Origin of the sequence: Azohydromonas aeria (genome assembly GCF_009760915.1) — a bacterium.
Lineage (GTDB): Bacteria > Pseudomonadota > Gammaproteobacteria > Burkholderiales > Burkholderiaceae_C > Azohydromonas > Azohydromonas aeria.
In genome coordinates, this window is sequence record NZ_VIDQ01000027.1 from 1 (window position 1) to 16,467 (window position 16,467).

14 protein-coding genes are annotated in these 16,467 nt (G+C 71.3%); 1 reads left to right on the forward strand and 13 read right to left on the reverse strand.

Annotated elements, in window-relative coordinates:
• Together FJ694_RS16755 and FJ694_RS16760 are read right to left on the reverse strand one after the other, a co-directional pair.
• The coding region (locus FJ694_RS16755) for a urate hydroxylase PuuD (protein ID WP_198320869.1) at window positions 1–249 on the reverse strand (249 nt) is incomplete at its 3' end.
• A 217-nt stretch (window positions 250–466) separates the two neighbouring features.
• Window positions 467–1,417 carry an urea transporter gene (locus FJ694_RS16760; RefSeq protein ID WP_157268390.1) on the reverse strand — a complete coding sequence of 317 codons (951 nt, stop codon included), beginning with the start codon at window positions 1,415–1,417 and terminating at the stop codon, window positions 467–469.
• Between the two features lie 166 nt (window positions 1,418–1,583).
• Between FJ694_RS16760 and FJ694_RS16765 the strand changes: the two genes are divergently transcribed.
• The gene (locus FJ694_RS16765; protein WP_310735049.1) at window positions 1,584–2,195 is read left to right on the forward strand and encodes a helix-turn-helix domain-containing protein; all 612 of its coding nucleotides are present in this window, start codon (window positions 1,584–1,586) and stop codon (window positions 2,193–2,195) included.
• Here the strand turns inward: FJ694_RS16765 and FJ694_RS16770 are convergent, their stop codons facing one another.
• From FJ694_RS16770 to ilvD, 11 genes are all read right to left on the reverse strand, one after another.
• Window positions 2,196–4,973 carry an ATP-binding protein gene (locus FJ694_RS16770; RefSeq protein WP_198320870.1) on the reverse strand — a complete coding sequence of 926 codons (2,778 nt, stop codon included), beginning with the start codon at window positions 4,971–4,973 and terminating at the stop codon, window positions 2,196–2,198.
• Window positions 4,974–5,060: 87 nt separating this feature from the next.
• Complete coding sequence (locus FJ694_RS16775; RefSeq protein WP_157268393.1) at window positions 5,061–6,116, reverse strand: Ldh family oxidoreductase; 1,056 nt, start codon at window positions 6,114–6,116, stop codon at window positions 5,061–5,063.
• Between the two features lie 24 nt (window positions 6,117–6,140).
• A complete protein-coding gene (locus FJ694_RS16780) occupies window positions 6,141–7,676 on the reverse strand; it encodes a D-arabinonate dehydratase (protein ID WP_157268394.1) in 1,536 nt (511 codons plus the stop codon).
• 40 nt (window positions 7,677–7,716) lie between these two features.
• Window positions 7,717–8,580 (reverse strand): fumarylacetoacetate hydrolase family protein, encoded by an 864-nt coding sequence (locus FJ694_RS16785; protein ID WP_157268395.1) that lies wholly within the window; start codon window positions 8,578–8,580, stop codon window positions 7,717–7,719.
• 241 nt (window positions 8,581–8,821) lie between these two features.
• The gene (locus FJ694_RS16790) at window positions 8,822–9,589 is read right to left on the reverse strand and encodes an SDR family oxidoreductase (protein WP_157268396.1); all 768 of its coding nucleotides are present in this window, start codon (window positions 9,587–9,589) and stop codon (window positions 8,822–8,824) included.
• Window positions 9,590–9,614: 25 nt separating this feature from the next.
• Window positions 9,615–11,024, reverse strand: a complete 1,410-nt coding sequence (locus FJ694_RS16795) for a TRAP transporter large permease (protein WP_157268397.1) — start codon at window positions 11,022–11,024, stop codon at window positions 9,615–9,617.
• Window positions 11,025–11,048: 24 nt separating this feature from the next.
• The gene (locus FJ694_RS16800) at window positions 11,049–11,699 is read right to left on the reverse strand and encodes a TRAP transporter small permease (RefSeq protein ID WP_157268456.1); all 651 of its coding nucleotides are present in this window, start codon (window positions 11,697–11,699) and stop codon (window positions 11,049–11,051) included.
• Between the two features lie 37 nt (window positions 11,700–11,736).
• The gene (locus tag FJ694_RS16805; RefSeq protein WP_157268398.1) at window positions 11,737–12,714 is read right to left on the reverse strand and encodes a sialic acid TRAP transporter substrate-binding protein SiaP; all 978 of its coding nucleotides are present in this window, start codon (window positions 12,712–12,714) and stop codon (window positions 11,737–11,739) included.
• Between the two features lie 75 nt (window positions 12,715–12,789).
• Entirely contained in the window at window positions 12,790–13,533 is a 744-nt protein-coding gene (locus FJ694_RS16810) for a FadR/GntR family transcriptional regulator (RefSeq protein ID WP_157268399.1), read from the reverse strand.
• A 160-nt stretch (window positions 13,534–13,693) separates the two neighbouring features.
• Window positions 13,694–14,440: an SDR family oxidoreductase gene (locus FJ694_RS16815; protein ID WP_157268400.1), complete on the reverse strand. Its 747-nt coding sequence runs from the start codon at window positions 14,438–14,440 to the stop codon at window positions 13,694–13,696.
• Window positions 14,441–14,565: 125 nt separating this feature from the next.
• The gene (gene ilvD, locus FJ694_RS16820) at window positions 14,566–16,425 is read right to left on the reverse strand and encodes a dihydroxy-acid dehydratase (RefSeq protein ID WP_157268401.1); all 1,860 of its coding nucleotides are present in this window, start codon (window positions 16,423–16,425) and stop codon (window positions 14,566–14,568) included.
• Window positions 16,426–16,467 lie beyond the last annotated feature (42 nt).

Here is a 16,467-nt window from a genome sequence, read left to right on the forward strand (position 1 = left end):
CAGGTTCTGGGGCAGCGGCAGCCACTTCGGCGCCACCATGTACTTGTTGGAGTGGTAGAAGCCGCCGCCGTGCACGGCCCACATCTCGCCGTCCACGCCCTTCTTCTTCAGGTCCTCGTGCGTGGGCGCACTGAGGCTGTTGTCGAGCATGACGAAGTAGAACGAGGCGCCGATCCAGGCGACGGCGGTGATGACGTGGGCCCAGCGAAGCAGCAGGTTGGCCCAGTCGATGAGGTACGAGACGTCCATGGGGGGGTACCGCAGGAAGTGCCGGCGGCGCGTGGCGGCCACCGGCTTCTTCCCCTCACCACAGCGGGCTCTGTGAGGAGCGAGGGTCGCAAGCTGGCTGCAGCGCTGGGGGCTGCGGCGCGGGCTCCGCGGCGACCTGGAGGGAAAGTGTATACACCTCAGTATCCAAACGGCTTCGCGTTAACCCGTATCAGGGTCCGCTGCGCGGGAATGGCAGCTATTCCCGGGCGGCAGGGCCGCCGTCCGCGCCGGGCGTGGCGAGGCGCGCCTGCCAGAGCGCGGCCCAGGCGCACAGGATGAAAGGCGCGCTCCACGCCGGAACGCCCGCGCGCTGCGCCGCCAGCGACAGCAGCGCCGCGCCCGCGGCGGCCACCAGCGTCGGCACGGCCGGGAGCGCGCGGCCCAGCGCCAGCGCGCACAGCACCGCGTTGAAGCCGGCCAGGCCCGCGCCGAGCGCGGCGCCGGGCACGCCCACCAGCAACCCGATCAGCAGGCCCAGTGCCGATGCCGCCAGCGTCAGCAGCGCCAGCCGCGGCGACTCCAGCGCGACGGCCAGCAGCACGCACAGCCCGGCCGGCACGCTTTGCACGAACAGCACCTGGGACAGGCCGTGCAGCAGGCCCTCGGCCGGGCCTGCGGCCGGCGCGGGCGGAAGCGGCATCGGTTCCAGGCCCAACCACGACGCGGCCGCCGGCAATCCCCACGCGCATATCAGGAACGGCACCGTGTAGATCGGCACCGGCCAGCGCCGCGCCGCCTGCCGCAGCGGCACGAGCAGCACCGGGAGCGCGACGGCCACGGCCGCCAGCGCGGGAGAAAACTCGAAGCCTGCGACGAGGACCATCAGCGCCAGCGCGGCGTTGTAGCCGTGCAGGCCCTGGCGTGCGTCCTCGCGCAGGGACGGGCACAGCGCCGCCGCGCAGCACCCCAGCGCGCTGCCCAGCAGCGCCGCGGCCGCCAGCGCCGGTCGGGCATGGGCCAGCCCGATCAGCACCAGCAGCCCCGCCGTGGCCGTACGCAGCAGCAACACCTGCGCCAGGCCGCGCAGCACCGTGCCCGCGGCAGTGGCAAGGCAGGCAGGAAAGGCGAGACCCGGCCGGACCGGCTTCCCGGGCCCGCGCCCGGCCTGGAAGCCATCGCCGCGGCCGGGGTTCACGCTGGAATGCATGCCCGACTGTATACAGTTTGGCATGCAGTTTCACGACACGTCCCTTTTACCCTCTGCGGACACGCCCAGGCCGCGGCCGCAGTCCGGCTGTGCCGATTGCCGCCTGCGCGCGCAGTGCCTGCCGGCGGGGCTGCCGGCGCCGGCATTGCCCGCGATTGGAGCGCTGGTGAGCACGCAGCGCGCGGTGCCGCGCGGCCAGCGGCTGTTCCAGGCCGGCGATGCGCTGACGGCGCTCTACGCCGTGCGCACCGGCTTTTTCAAGACCTGCACCGCCGCCGAGGACGGGCGCACGCAGGTGACGGGCTTCCAGATGCCGGGCGACCTGCTGGGCCTGGCCGCGCTGGAAACGGGGCGCCACACGGTGGACGCCGTGGCGCTGGAGGACTCGCAGGTGTGCGTGATCTCCTGCGCACCGCTGGCGCAGGCGTCCGAGGCCGGCCACGCGCTGCAGCGGCAACTGCTGCGCGGCATGAGCCGCATCGTGAACCGCGACCACGCCGTGATGCTGCTGCTGGGCGGCATGCGCGCCCGCGAGCGGCTGGCGGCCTTCCTGCTCGACCTGGCGCAGCGGCTGCAGGCGCTGGGCTGGTCCGGCGCCGCGCTGGTGCTGCGCATGACGCGCGAGGACATCGGCAGCTACCTGGGCCTGACGCTGGAAACGGTCAGCCGTGCCTTTTCAGCCTTCCAGGCCCAGGGGCTGCTGGAGGTGCGGCAGCGTGAGATTCACCTGCTCGATCCGCAGGGGCTGCGGCGGGTCGTGGCCGGCGCGGGGCGCTGATCAGCCCGGGCCGGGGCGGTCTTCCCGGCCTTCGTCCGTTTCCGCCGACACCAGCGCCGCCACCCCCGCCAGCACCGCCCCCGGCTCGATCGGCTTGGCGAAGTGCAGCGCGTAGCCGGCCGCCAGCGCGCGCTCGCGGTCCTGTGGCCGGGCGAAGGCCGTGAGCGCTGCCGCCGGCACGCTGCCGCCCGCCTCGGGCGGCAGCCGCCGCACCTGGCGGATCAGCTCGTAGCCGTCGGTGCCGGGCATGCCGATGTCGGAGACGAGCGCGTCGTAGCGTTGCGCACGCAACGCCTGCAGCGCGGCCTGCGCGCTCTCGGCCAGGTCCACGCGCGCGCCGCATTCCTCCAGCACGCGCCTGAGCATCTCGCGCGCGTCGGCGTCGTCGTCCACCACCAGCACGCGCCGGCGCGCCAGGCGGTGCTGCAGCTGCTCAGGCGTCATCTCCGGCGCGTGGCCGGCAGCACCCGGCCGTCGCGGCAGCAGCGTCGTGCCGCGCAGCGGCAGCCGCACGGTGAAGGTGGCGCCGCGGCCCTCGCCGTCGCTGTGCGCCGCCACGCTGCCGCCGTGCATCTCCACCAGCCGGTGCACGATCGACAGGCCCAGTCCCAGGCCGCCGAACTGGCGCGTGATCGAGCCGTCGGACTGCCGGAAGCGCTCGAACAGGTGCGGCAGGAACTCCGCGCGGATGCCCACGCCCGTGTCGGCCACGCGGATCGCGGCCTCGCCGTCCTCGGCAGACAGCTCCACCCGCACCTCGCCGCCGCGCGGCGTGAACTTCACCGCGTTGGCCAGCAGGTTCCACACCACCTGCTGCAGCCGCCCGGCGTCGCCGGTCACGGGCCCGGTGCCCTCCAGCGCGAGTGTGAGCGTCACGCCGGCGTCGGCCGCGCCGGGGGCGATCACGTCCACGGCCGCCTGCACCACGGCCTCGGGCGACACCGGCTGCAGGTCCAGCACCAGCTTGCCGGAGGTAATGCGGCTCATGTCGAGCAGGTCGTCGATGAGCTGCACCTGCATCTGCGTGCTGCGGCGGATCACCTCCACGCCCTTGCGCACTTCGGGCGCGGCGTCCGCCAGCTTGCGCCGCAGGATGTGCACCCAGCCCGAGATCGCGCTCAGCGGCGTGCGCAGCTCGTGCGAGAGCGTGGCCAGGAACTCGTCCTTGACGCGACTGGCGTGCTCGGCCTCCACGCGCGCGGCGCGCTCGCTCTCCAGCAGCTCCTTGCGCTCGCGCGCGGACTGCTGCGCGCGGGCATACAGCCGCGCGTTGTCGATGGCGATGCCAGCCTGAGCCGCGATGCCCGCGGCCAGCCGCTCGCTGCGCTCGCTGAACATGCCCGGCTCGGGATGCGCGAAGAACAGCCCGCCGAACACCTCGCCCGAGCGCGAGGCCACTCCCACGGCGAGGTAGCTGCGCACGGGCAGGTGTCCCGGCGGCATGCCGTGGTGCGGGCCCCACTGCCCGTAGCGCGGGTCGGCCAGCACGTCGTCGATGCGGATCGGCGGCCCGCCGCGGAAGGTCGGCCCGAACAGCGCCGTGGGCCGCGGATGCCCGAGCCTGGCAAAGGCCTCGCGCGGCGCGCCGCACAGCGTGTAAAGCAGCATCGCCTCGCCGCGCTCGTCCACGCCGTTGTAGAAGAAGGCGCCCCAGCGCGCGCCGGTGAGCTCGGTGGCGGCGTCGGTGACGCGCTGCAGCAGCGTCTCCAGGTCCAGCTCCGCCGCCAGCGCCGCGCCGGTGCGGTTGAGCACCTCCAGCGAGTGCGCCTCCTCGCGCAGCGCGGCCTGCGCGCGCAGCCGCGCGAGCAGCTCCCAGCAGCGCTCCACCACGGTCTGCAGCAACTCGACCTCGTCAGCCGTCCAGCGCCTCGGCACGGCCTGGTGCACCGCCATCGCGGCCACGAAGCGGCCGTCCTTGAGCAGCGGCACGCAGATCACGGCCTGGATGCGGGTGTGCCGGTAGGCCGACAGGTCGCCGCCGGCGGTCACGGGATCCGTGTCCACGTCGCCGTTGACGTAGGCCTCGCCGGCGAGCATGAGGCGGTGCACCTCGGCGCCGAAGTCCGTGAAGCGGTAGCGCCCGACGATGCTGGGCACGCCGTCGTTGTAGTCGCCGACCAGGTCGAAGGTGTCCTGGTCCGGCAGCACGTGCGCATAGGCGCAGCGGCTGACGCCCAGCCAGCGGCCCAGCATCGCCGCCGTCACGCGCATCGCCTCGGCCGGCTCGGCCACGCCACGCGTGGCCTGCGACAGCTCGTCGAGGAAGCGCAGCCGCCGCTCGGCCAGCACGCGCTGCGTGGTCTCGGCATAGGTGACCAGCACGCCCGCGACGCGCCCCGCGTCGTCGCGCAGCGGGCTGTAGGAGAAGTTGAACCAGCAGTCCTCGGGATAGCCGGCGCGGTCGATGGTGAGCTGGAAGTCGTCGAAGCCGATGGCCTCGCCGTCCATCACCCGTGCCCACATCGGGCCGACCGTGTCCCAGATCTCGGCCCAGGTCTCGCGCGCGGAGCGCCCGAGCGCCGCCGGGTGCTTGTGGCCCAGGACAGCGCAGTAGCCGTCGTTGTAGAGCTGCGTGAACGCCGGACCCCAGGCCGCGTACATCGGCAGCCGGCACTCCAGCAGCGCGGACACGGCCGTGCGCAGGCTGTGCGGCCATTGCCCCACCGGCCCCAGCGGCGTGCCGGCCCAGTCGAAGCCGCGCATGCGCCGCGCCATCTCGCCTTCGCCGGTGAAGGGCGACGGGACTGCGGCGCCGCGCGCCTCGAAATCAGGCTTCATGGGCGAAAAGCGGGGCCCGCGCGGGGCCGGCGTGCTGCATTGAAGGCCCATTGTGGCAGCCGGGCGCCGCGCGGCCCGCGGCCGCCCTCAGGCCGGCGCGGGCACGTCCAGCCGCTGGCTCCACTCGCGCATCTGCGCCACCAGCCCCGGCTCCAGCGGGATGCCGGACACGACGCGCGCGGCCTGGCGCTGCAGCTCCGGGTCGCCGGGCATGCGCGGCGCACCGGGCTCGGCGGCCACTTCCTGCGCCATCAGCGCCACGGTGGCGGCCAGCATCGCGCCGCCGGCAAAGCGCATCGGGTCGAGCACGATGAAGAAGGCGCCCAGCTCGCGCGGGCGGTCCAGCTGCGCATACATCGGCGGGATGTGCGGCCCCCACGGGTTGCCATGGAGCGGCCCGCACAGCAGCTCGATCAGCAAGGCCAGCGCGTAGCCCTTGTGGCCGTAGCCGGCGCCGCCCAGCGGCAACAGCGCGGCGGCCGCATTGGCGTCGGTGGTGAGGCGGCCCTCGCCGTCCACGGCCACGCCTTCGGGCAGCACGGCGCCTTCGCGGCGCGCGTTCATGACGCGGTTCCAGGGAATCGAGGTGGTGGCCATGTCCAGGCACACCGGCTCACCGCCAGCGCGCGGAAAGGCGATGGCAATCGGGTTGGTGCCCAGCAGCGGCCGGTGCCCGCCATGCGGCGCGGCAATGCTGTCGGCATGCGTGAAGGCCAGGCCGATCAGCCCTTCCCTGGCCGCCGCGCGCACGTACAGCCCGATGGCGCCGCAGTGCGAGCTGTCGGAAACGCCCACCGCGCCGACGCCGGCCTCCCGCGCCAGCCGCATCGCCAGCCGGTTCGCATGGTCGGCCACCACGATGCCCAGGCCGCGGTCGCCGTGCACCTGGGCCGTGCCCGCGCCGGTGACCTCGTCGCGGATGGCGGGCCGCGCCTTGACCGAGCCGGCCTGCAGCCGGCTCAGGTAGTGCGGCAGCCGCGCGATGCCGTGCGAGTCCACGCCCCACAGGCTGGTCTGCACCAGCGCGTCGGCCACGCAGCGCGCATCGGCTTCGGGCACGTCCATGGCTTGCAGGCAGGCGCGGCCCCAGGCGCGCAGGGCGTCGGCGGGGCAATGGATGAGTTCAATACTTTCAACGGTCATGCACTGCTTCCTGTCCGAAACGGCTCACATCACCGCGCCCAGCGACCAGGGCACGAACTCGTGCTGCCCGTAGCCGTGGCGCTCGCTCTGGGTCTTCCGTCCGGAAGCCGTGGCCAGCATCCGGCGGAAGATGGTCTCGCCGACCTCATCGACGCTCGCCTCGCCGTCCACGATGCCGCCGCAGTTGAGGTCGATGTCGTCGCGCTGCCGATTCCACAGCGCGGTGTTGGTCGAGAGTTTCAAACTGGGCGCCGGCGCGCAGCCGTAGGCCGAGCCGCGGCCGGTGGTGAAGACGATCATGTTGGCGCCGCCGGCCACCTGCCCCGTGGCCGAGACCGGGTCGTAGCCCGGCGTGTCCATGTACAGCAGGCCCCGCGCGGTGGCCGGCTGCGCGTACTCCAGCACGTCCACCAGCGCGGTGGTGCCGCTCTTGGCGATGGCGCCCAGCGACTTCTCCAGGATCGTGGTCAGGCCACCGGCCTTGTTGCCGGCGCTGGGGTTGTTGTCCAGGCTCATGTCGTTACGCGCGGTGTAGCGCTCCCACCAGCGCACGCGCTCGATCAGCTTCGCCGCCACCTCGGCACTCACCGCCCGGCGCGCCAGCAGGTGCTCGCCGCCGTAGATCTCGGGCGTCTCCGACAGGATGGCGCTGCCGCCATGCGCCACCAGCCGGTCCACCGCCGCGCCCAGCGCCGGGTTGGCGCTGATGCCGGAGTAGCCGTCCGAGCCGCCGCACTGCAGCCCGACCGTCAGGTGGCTCGCCGGCACCGGCTGGCGCCGCACGCGGTTCGCCTCGGGCAGCAGGCTCTCCACCAGCGCCACGCCATGCGCCACGCTCTGCGCCGTGCCGCCGCTGTCCTGGATGTTGAAGACGTGCAGCTTCGTGGACGGCTGCAGCCCTTCCTGCGCCATCAGCCCGGCCACCTGGTTGGTCTCGCAACCCAGGCCGATGACCAGGATCGCCGCGAAGTTCGCATGCCGCGCGTAGCCGCCCAGCGTACGGCGCAGCAGCTTCAGCGCCTCGCCCTCGCTGTCGGTGGCGCAGCCCAGGCCGTGGGTGAGCGCCACCACGCCGTCCACGTTCGGATAGGCCGCCAGCGGCTGGGCCTCGGCCGGCAGGCGCGGATGGCCCTTGAAGTGGTCCGCGATGGCGCGCGCCACCGTGGCCGAGCAGTTCACCGAGCTGAGGATGCCGATGTAGTTGCGCGTGGCGACGCGGCCGTCGCCGCGCACGATGCCCTCGAAGGTGGCCTGCGGCACGGCCGCGGGCGTGGGCCGCGCGTCCACGCCCACCTCCAGCGCGCGCTCGAAGTCGCCGAAGGCCAGGTTGTGCACGTGCACGTGCTGGCCCGCGGCGATGGCGCGCGTGGCGTTGCCGATGACCTGGTTGTAGCGCCGCACCGGCTGCCCGGCGCTCACGTCGCGCACGGCCAGCTTGTGGCCCGGTGGCACCAGGCCCTGCACCGTGAGCCCGAGGCTGTCGATGCGCGTGCCCGGCACGAGCTGCTGCCGCGCGATGACGACGTCGTCGGCGGGATGGATGCGGATCACGGGGTCCATAACCAACTCCGGTTCGGGCGGTTCAGGTGGTTCAATGGCTTCAGTCGTCCAGCAGCCGCGCGTCCCAGGCGTGCACCGCCTGGCGCTGCTCGCCCAGGCCCTCGATGCCCAGGCGCATCACGTCGCCGGCCTTGAGGTACATCGGGGCCGGCTTGGCGCCCAGGCCCACGCCCGGCGGCGTGCCGGTGCTGATCACGTCGCCCGGCTCCAGCGTCATGAAACGGCTGATGTAGGCCACCAGCTGCTTCACGCCGAACACCATGGTGCGGGTGTTGCCGTCCTGCCAGCGCCGGCCGTTGACCTCCAGCCACAGGTTGAGGTTCTGCGGATCCGGCACCTCGTCGCGCGTCACCAGCCACGGGCCGATGGGGCCGAAGGTGTCGCAGCCCTTGCCCTTGTCCCAGGTGCCGCCGCGCTCGAGCTGGTACTCGCGCTCGGACACGTCGTTGATGACGCAATAGCCGGCGACGCAGTCCAGCGCCTCGTCCTCGCTGACATAACGCGCGCGCCGGCCGATGACCACGCCCAGCTCCACTTCCCAGTCGGTCTTGACCGAGCCCTGCGGCATCACCACCGGGTCGTTCGGGCCGGTGGCGCTGCAGGCCTTCATGAACAGCACCGGCTCGGCCGGCACCGGCAGGTTCGACTCGGCGGCGTGGTCCGCGTAGTTCAGGCCCACGCAGATGAACTTTCCGCCGTGCTTCCACGGCGTGCCGATGCGCGACGGCTCAGGCAGCAGCGGCAGCGTGGACGGGTCGATCTCCTGCAGACGGCGCAGGCTTTCCGGGCGCAGCGTGTCGGGGGTGATGTCGGGAATCACGCCGGAGAGGTCGCGCAGCTGGCCCTGCGCATCGAGCAGGGCGGGACGTTCGGCGCCGCGGGCGCCATGGCGGAGGAGTTTCATGGGTGACGTGTCGGTTCTGGTGAAGCAAAAGCCGTTGAAATATTCCGTTCGTCCTGAGGTATCGAAGGATGAACGGCCCGAGCTGGGAGGCAGCCAACCGAGCCTGGCGGATTCGCACTTCGATACCTCAGTGCGAACGGATCAATGGCCAGCGGTCTCATGGCTTCGCATCAGCCTGTCGGATTCACCCTTCGATACCTCAGGGCGAACGGGTTGGGGGGCATGCGTAGCGCGTGTCGTATCAGTTCGACCAGCCGCCGTCGATGACCTGCGCCGTGCCGGTGGTGAAGGCGGACTCGTCGCTGGCGAGGTACACGGCCAGCGCCGCGATCTCCTCGGCCCGGCCGAGCCGCCCCATGGGCTGGCGCGACACGAACAGCGCCTCGACCTCGGCCTCGGACTTGCCGCTGGCCGCCGCCTGCGCCGCGATGCGGTCGCGCAGCGAGGGCGACTCGACCGTGCCCGGGCAGATGCAGTTGCAGCGGATGCCGCGGCCCACGAAGTCGGCGGCCACCGACTTGGTCAGCCCCACCACCGCCGCCTTGCTGGTGGCGTAGACGAAGCGGTTCACCGGCGCCTTGATGCTGCCGGCCACCGAGGCGATGTTGACGATGGAGCCGCTGCCCTCGGCCAGCATGCCCGGCAGGAAGGCGCGGATCGTGCGTGCCATCGACTTGACGTTGAGGTCGAAGGCGAAGTCCAGCTCCGCATCGGTGCTGGCCAGCACGTCGCCGGCGTGCACGAAGCCCGCGCCGTTGAAGAGCACGTCCACCGCGCCGGCCCGGTCCGCGGCGGCCTGGATCGCAGCGGCGTCGCGCACGTCCAGGCGCTGCACGCGGCAGCCGCTCGCGCCCATCGCGTCGAAGTCGCCGGCCAGCGCGTCGAGCAGCGCGGTGTCGATGTCGGTGGCGATCACGGCCGCGCCCTCGCGCGCGAAGGCCAGCGCCGTGGCGCGGCCGATGCCCTGTCCCGCCGCGGTGAGGAAGGCGGTCTTGCCCTGAAGTCTCATGGGTGACGAATCCTTGTTGGCTTGACTACTTGAGCATCCCCAGCTGCTGCGGCAGCCACAGCGTGATCGCGGGGATGTAGGTGATGGCGATGAGCGCCAGCAGCAGCGGCGCCAGCCACGGCAGGATTGCCATGGTGGTGCGCTCCACCGAGAGCTTCGATATGCGCGCCAGCACGAACAGCACCATGCCCAGCGGCGGGTGCAGCAGCCCGATCATCAGGTTGAGCGTGATGATCAGGCCGAAGTGGATCGGGTCGATGCCGAGCTTGAGCACGATGGGCAGCAGGATCGGCACCAGGATCGTGATGGCGGCAATCGTGTCGATGAAGCAGCCCACGAACAGGATCAGCAGGTTGGCCAGCAGCAGGAATACCCACTTGTTGTCCGTGACCGACAGGATCGCGTCGGTGAGCTGCTGCGCGGCCTGCGTGGTGGTCAGCAGCCAGGCGAACACCGAGGCCGCCGTGACGATGAACAGCACCGAGGCGGTCGTCTCCACCGTGTCGAAGCTGGCCTTGACCAGCGTGCGCAGCGTCATGCTGCGGTAGCGCACCAGGCCCAGGAACAGCGCCCAGATCACGGCCGCCACCGCGGCCTCGGTCGGCGTGAACCAGCCCATGGTCATGCCGCCGATCAGGATCACCGGCGCCATCAGCGCCATCACCGCCGAGAAGTTGAACTTCCAGTCCAGCGCCAGCAGCACGGCGAAGGCGATGCCCGCGGCCAGGTTGGGCGAGACGCCCGCGCGCGTGGTCAGCAGCCACACCGCCAGCGGGAAGGCCAGCACGATGCCGATCTCCAGCGCCGCGCCGCCCAGGCGCCCCCAATGGAAGGCGACGTCGCCGCCCCAGTTGTTCTTGCGCGCGAAGTACGCCACCGTGACCATCATCAGCAGCGTCATGAACACGCCCGGCAGCACGCCGGCGAGGAACAGCGCGCCGATGGAGACGTTGGCCATCATCCCGTAGATCACGAAGGGCAGCGAGGGCGGGATGATCGGCCCCAGCGTGGCCGAGGCGGCCGTGACGCCCACGGCGAACTCGGTGCTGTAGCCATGGTCCTTCATGGCCTTGATCTCGATGGAACCCAGGCCCGCGGCGTCGGCGATGGCCGTGCCCGACATGCCCGAGAAGACCACCGAGCCGACGATGTTCACCTGCCCCAGGCCGCCGCGCATCCAGCCCACCAGCGCCACGGCGAAGCTGTAGATGCGCCCGGTGATGCCGGCGATGTTCATCAGGTTGCCGGCCAGGATGAAGAAGGGCACGGCCAGCAGCGGGAACGACTCGATGCCGGCGATCATGCGCTGCGCCACCACGATGTCGGGCACCGAGCCCGACACCACGATGAACAGCAGCGAGGCGCCGGCCAGCGCCACCGCCACGGGTACGCCGACGAGCATCAGCGCGAGGAAGGAACCAACCAGGATCAGCATGCCAAAGGCTCCCCGTACTTCAATTCACTCGTAGGCCTCGGGCCGCTCCAGCGCGCTGAAGCCCTGGCGCAGGTGCCGCACGCCGACCTGGAGCGAGCGGGCGGCCATGAGCACCATGCCGGCGAAGGCGAGCCAGTAGACGTGGCTCTTGTTCCAGTCGATGGTGGTCATGGGCTCGTTGTCCACGGCCAGCGCGAAGCGCGCGATCAGCCACGCCGCGTAGGCGAAGAACGCGGTGTTGAGCACGTCCACCGCCGTGGCCAGCAGGCGCCCGGGCAGGCCCGGCAGCCAGCGGTACACCAGGTTGACCTGGATGTGGCGGCTGCGCCGCACGCAGGCCGCCGCGCCGATGAACACCACCGGGATCAGGCAGTACACCGCCAGCTCCTCGGTCCAGGCGAAGCTGTCGTTGAGCACGTAGCGGGTGAAGAACTGCACGACCACCAGCCCCGTCATGAGCCAGAAGAAGCCCAGGCAGATCCAGTCCTCCAGCCCGTAGCCCGAGAGGTCCACGGGGCGCCCGTCGGCCTGGGCGAAGCTCGCGGCAATGGCGCGGGTCTCGGCCTCGGTGTCCGCGCCGGGCAGCGCGTGCCCGGCGCCGGCGGCCGCGTTCGCAGCGTTGGATGCGTTGGCGGCATTGGCGGCATTGGCGGCATTCACGGCGTGCAGCTTCATGTCGGGATGCGTGGCGGCCATGGCGGTGCGGACCGGCTTACTTCACCAGCGCCTGGATGCGCTCCCAGTCGGCCTTCTGGTAGCCGAACTGCTCGAAGGACACGTTCTTGAGCACCGTGTCGCGGAACTCCGCGGTGTTGACCTCGGTGACGGTCAGGCCCTTGGCCTTGAAGGTGCCGACCAGTTCCTTCTCCTTGGCGGCGACTTCCTGCGAGGCCTTCTCCGCCGCCTCGTGCGCCACGTCGGTGAACATCTTGCGGTCGGCATCGGGCAGCCTCTTCCACAGCGCGCCGGACACCACGGTGTTGAGGTGGTCCACGATGTGGCCGGTGAGCACGATGTGCTTCTGCACCTCGAAGAACTTCTTGGCCTCGATCGTGGGCAGCGGGTTCTCCTGCGCCTCGACGGTGCCGTTCTGCAGCGCCAGGTACACCTCGGCAAAGGCGATCGGCGTGGTGTTGGCGCCGCAGGCGCGCGGCATGGCCAGGTACGCCGGCACGTCGGGCACGCGGATCTTCAGGCCCTTCATGTCCGCGCACTTGGCAATCGGCTTGTTGCTGGTGGTGTGGCGCACGCCGTAATAGGTCGTGGCGATGATCTGGTTGCCCGACTTCTGCTCGTAGCCCGCGGTGAGCTCCTTGTAGATGTCGCTCTTCGTGTAGGCCAGCAGGTGGTTGACGTCGCGGAAGGTGTACGGGTAGTACGTGACGCCGATGCGCGGGAAGCTCTTCGCCGCGAAGCTGGAGCCGGAGATGATCATGTCCACCGTGCCCAGGGACAGGCCCTGGTTAATGTCGTTCTCCTTGCCCAGCTGCGACGCCGGATAGACGTCGATCTGGTACTTGCCGCCGCTCCTCTTCTTGATCTCCTCGGCGGCCCACACCGACCACTTGTGGAAGGGCTCGGAAGTCTCGTAGACGTGGGCCCACTTGAGCTTGGTCTGCGCGCTCGCGGCGCCGGCGGCGGCCAGGGCCAGCGCGGTCAGGGCGGTCTTGAAGGCAAGGCGTCGGTCCATGTCGTCTCCTGTGGTCGGCCTTGGAGGGCCTCTTGGTTGATCGGGCAAGCGTGGGCGCCGCCCGGCGCGCCCCGTTCAGGGCGCAATGCGATCCGGCGAGCGCAGCGGGGCCGCGTCGGTGGCGGGCCAGTTGGCGATGAAGCGGTCGTGCGAGCGCTGCAGGTGCTCGCGCATCGCCGCGCGCGCCGCGTCCGGGCTGCCCGCGGCCACAGCCTGCACCACGCGGCGGTGCTCGGCCACGGCGGCGCGCCAGTTGGCGGCGTTCTCGAAATGGCGCCCAAGGCGCTCGAACAGCGGGTTGTTGCGCTCGTCGAAGAGCTGCGTCACCACGCGCAGCAGCGGCGCGTTCTCCGCCGCCTCGGCGATGCGCAGGTGAAAGAGCCGGTCGCCACGCAGCGGCATCAGCCCGGCGTCGATGTCCTGCTCCATCAGGTCCACCGCCTCGGCCAGCGCCGCCACCAGCGCCGGGCTGGCGGCTTGCGCCGCCAGCGCCGCGAGCTCGCCCTCGACCACCTGGCGCGCGCGGATCGTCTCCAGCGGCCCGTCCACCGCCGAGGCTTCGCTGGCCGACTCCACGGCGCGCGCGGCACGCGGGCGCACGTAGATGCCCGAGCCCATGCGTACCTCGATCACGCCCTCGACCTCCAGCGCGATCAGCGCCTCGCGCACGGAAGGACGCGACACGCCCAGCTGCTGCGCCAGCTCGCGCTCGGCCGGCAACCGCGCCCCCGGCGTGAACTCGCCGCCGTCGATCAGCGCCCGCAGCTGATCGGCGATCTGTCGGTAGAGACGGCGCGGCTCGATGGCCTGGATCGGCATGGTGATGTGATGGCTAGGTGGCCTGACCAGTTGGACGCCATCCTAGGAACCGGTTTCAGGTTCACCCATCCGGACTAACCCGCTCGGGCGAACCCCGGGGTTGTCCCGCGCCGCCGGCGGGCGGCCGCCGTGGTCCTGGCGGGAGCCGGACCGGGCAGCGCTACATCCCGCCCGCCACCTTCAACACCGTCCCGGTGACGTAGGCGGCCTTGTCCGACAGCAGCCAGATGATCGCCTCTGCGATCTCCTCGGCGTGGCCCGGGCGCTGCATCGGGATGCGCGCGGCCACGCGCTGCGGCCGGCCGGGGTCGCCCATGGCGGCGTGGATGTCGGTGAGCGTGGTGCCCGGCGACACGCAGTTGACGCGGATGCCCTGCGCCGCCAGCTCCTTGCCCAGCCCGACGGTGAAGGTTTCAACGGCCGCCTTGGACGCGGCGTAGTGCACGTACTCGCCGGGCGAGCCCAGCGTGGCCGCCACCGAGGAGACGTTGACGACGCACCCGCCCTGGCCCTGTGCCTGCCAGCGCTGCACCACGCGCTGCGTCAGCAGCATCAGCGACAGCACGTTGACCTCGAACACGGCGCGCAGCGTCTCGGGCTTCGCTTGCGGGAACGCGCCCAGCGGCCCGGTGATGCCGGCGTTGTTGACCAGGCCCACCAGCGGGCCGAAGGCCTCGGGAATGCCGGCGAGCACGCGCTCGGCGAAGTCGGCATCACGGGCATCGGCCTGCACGCACAGCGCGCGCCGGCCCGCGGCCTCGACCTCGGCGGCCACGGCCTGCGCGGCGTCGGGCCGCGAGGCGTAGGTCAGGCAGACGTCGTAGCCGCTGCACGCGGCCAGCCGCGCCGTGGCGGCGCCGATGCCGCGGCTGCCGCCGGTGATCAACAAGGTGCCCAGGCCGTCCATGAGCGTCTCCTTCAAAGTCAAAAGCGATGCCGAACTTTGAAGGAGAACGAGCCGGTCTGGCCCAGCCGGTGAAACAACGTGCGGCCGGTTCGAGGTCTCCTACCAGCGGCTTGGCAGCCGTGTTTTCAGTCGTCCAGCAGCGACAGGTCGCGCACCGCGCCCTTGTCGGCCGACATCACCAGCTTGGCGTAGGCCTTGAGGGCCGCGGACACCTTGCGCGGGCGCGGCTGCGCCGGCTTCCAGCCCTTGGCGTCCTGCACCTCGCGGCGGTGCGCCAGTTCCTCGTCGGACACCAGCACGTTGATCGTGCGGTTGGGGATGTCGATGCGGATGCGGTCCCCGTTGCGCACCAGGCCGATCGCGCCGCCGGCGGCAGCTTCAGGCGAGCAGTGGCCGATGGACAGGCCCGAGGTGCCGCCGGAGAAGCGGCCGTCGGTCAGCAGCGCGCAGGCCTTGCCCAGGCCCTTGGACTTGATGTAGCTGGTCGGGTAGAGCATTTCCTGCATGCCGGGGCCGCCCTTGGGGCCCTCGTAGCGCACGATCACCACGTCGCCGGCCTGCACCTTGCCGCTGAGGATGTTCTCCACCGCCTCGTCCTGCGACTCGGTCACGTGCGCCGTGCCCTCGAACACCAGGATGCTCTCGTCCACGCCGGCGGTCTTGACCACGCAGCCGTCGAGCGCGATGTTGCCCGTGAGCACCGCCAGGCCGCCCTCCTGGGAGAAGGCGTGCTCGACGGCGCGGATGCAGCCCTCGGCACGGTCCAGGTCCAGGCTGGGCCAGCGCGTGCTCTGGCTGAAGGCCACCTGCGTCGGGATGCCGGCCGGGCCGGCGAGGTAGAAGTTGCGCACGGCCTCGTCCTGCGTGCGCACGATGTCCCACTGGTCCAGCGCATCGCCCAGCGTGGGCGCGTGCACGGTGGGCACGTCGGTGTGCAGCTTGCCGGCGCGGTCGAGCTCGCCCAGGATGGCCATGATGCCGCCGGCGCGGTGCACATCCTCGATGTGGTACTTGTTGGTGTTGGGCGCCACCTTGCACAGCTGCGGCACGACGCGCGAGAGGCGGTCGATGTCGGCCATGCTGAACTCGATCTCCGCCTCGCGTGCGATGGCCAGCAGGTGCAGGATGGTGTTGGTCGAGCCGCCCATGGCGATGTCCAGCGTCATCGCGTTCTCGAAGGCCTTGAAGCCCACGGCGCGCGGCAGCACGCGCGCGTCCTCCTGCTCATAGTACTGGCGGCACAGCTCGACGATGCGGCGGCCGGCGCGCCTGAACAGCTGCTCGCGGTCGGCGTGCGTGGCCACCACCGTGCCGTTGCCCGGCAGCGACAGGCCCAGCGCCTCGGTCAGGCAGTTCATCGAGTTGGCGGTGAACATGCCCGAACACGAGCCGCAGGTCGGGCAGGCCGAGCGCTCGACCTCGGCCACGTCGGCATCCGAATAGGCCGGATCGGCCGCCATCACCATCGCGTCCACCAGGTCGAGCTTGCGCAGCTCGACGGTCTTGGTCACGGGGTTGGCCAGGCGCGTCTTGCCGGCTTCCATCGGGCCGCCGGAGACGAAGACCACGGGGATGTTGAGCCGCATGGCGGCCATGAGCATGCCGGGCGTGATCTTGTCGCAGTTGGAGATGCACACCATGGCGTCGGCGCAGTGCGCGTTGACCATGTACTCGACCGAGTCCGCGATGATGTCGCGGCTGGGCAGCGAGTACAGCATGCCGTCATGGCCCATGGCGATGCCGTCATCGACGGCGATGGTGTTGAACTCCTTGGCCACGCCGCCGGCGGCCTCGATCTCGCGCGCCACGAGCTGTCCCAGGTCCTTCAGGTGCACGTGCCCGGGCACGAACTGCGTGAAGGAGTTGACGACCGCGATGATCGGCTTGGAGAAGTCATCGTCCTTCATGCCGGTGGCGCGCCACAGGGAGCGCGCCCCCGCCATGTTGCGGCCGGCGGTGGAAGTCTTGGAACGGTAGGCAGGCATGTCTCGTGGTCGGCTGGAGAGTGACGCGGGAGGGGTTCGGGC

What these genes read in the sequence shown, in the direction of transcription:
- FJ694_RS16760 (WP_157268390.1), bottom strand. Translation starts at nt 1,417, where the DNA reads ATGCATTCCAGCGTGAACCCCGGCCGCGGCGATGGCTTCCAGGCCGGG.
- FJ694_RS16770 (WP_198320870.1), bottom strand. Translation starts at nt 4,973, where the DNA reads ATGAAGCCTGATTTCGAGGCGCGCGGCGCCGCAGTCCCGTCGCCCTTC.
- FJ694_RS16775 (WP_157268393.1), bottom strand. Translation starts at nt 6,116, where the DNA reads ATGACCGTTGAAAGTATTGAACTCATCCATTGCCCCGCCGACGCCCTG.
- FJ694_RS16780 (WP_157268394.1), bottom strand. Translation starts at nt 7,676, where the DNA reads ATGGACCCCGTGATCCGCATCCATCCCGCCGACGACGTCGTCATCGCG.
- FJ694_RS16785 (WP_157268395.1), bottom strand. Translation starts at nt 8,580, where the DNA reads ATGAAACTCCTCCGCCATGGCGCCCGCGGCGCCGAACGTCCCGCCCTG.
- FJ694_RS16790 (WP_157268396.1), bottom strand. Translation starts at nt 9,589, where the DNA reads ATGAGACTTCAGGGCAAGACCGCCTTCCTCACCGCGGCGGGACAGGGC.
- FJ694_RS16795 (WP_157268397.1), bottom strand. Translation starts at nt 11,024, where the DNA reads ATGCTGATCCTGGTTGGTTCCTTCCTCGCGCTGATGCTCGTCGGCGTA.
- FJ694_RS16800 (WP_157268456.1), bottom strand. Translation starts at nt 11,699, where the DNA reads ATGAAGCTGCACGCCGTGAATGCCGCCAATGCCGCCAATGCCGCCAAC.
- FJ694_RS16805 (WP_157268398.1), bottom strand. Translation starts at nt 12,714, where the DNA reads ATGGACCGACGCCTTGCCTTCAAGACCGCCCTGACCGCGCTGGCCCTG.
- FJ694_RS16810 (WP_157268399.1), bottom strand. Translation starts at nt 13,533, where the DNA reads ATGCCGATCCAGGCCATCGAGCCGCGCCGTCTCTACCGACAGATCGCC.
- FJ694_RS16815 (WP_157268400.1), bottom strand. Translation starts at nt 14,440, where the DNA reads ATGGACGGCCTGGGCACCTTGTTGATCACCGGCGGCAGCCGCGGCATC.
- ilvD (WP_157268401.1), bottom strand. Translation starts at nt 16,425, where the DNA reads ATGCCTGCCTACCGTTCCAAGACTTCCACCGCCGGCCGCAACATGGCG.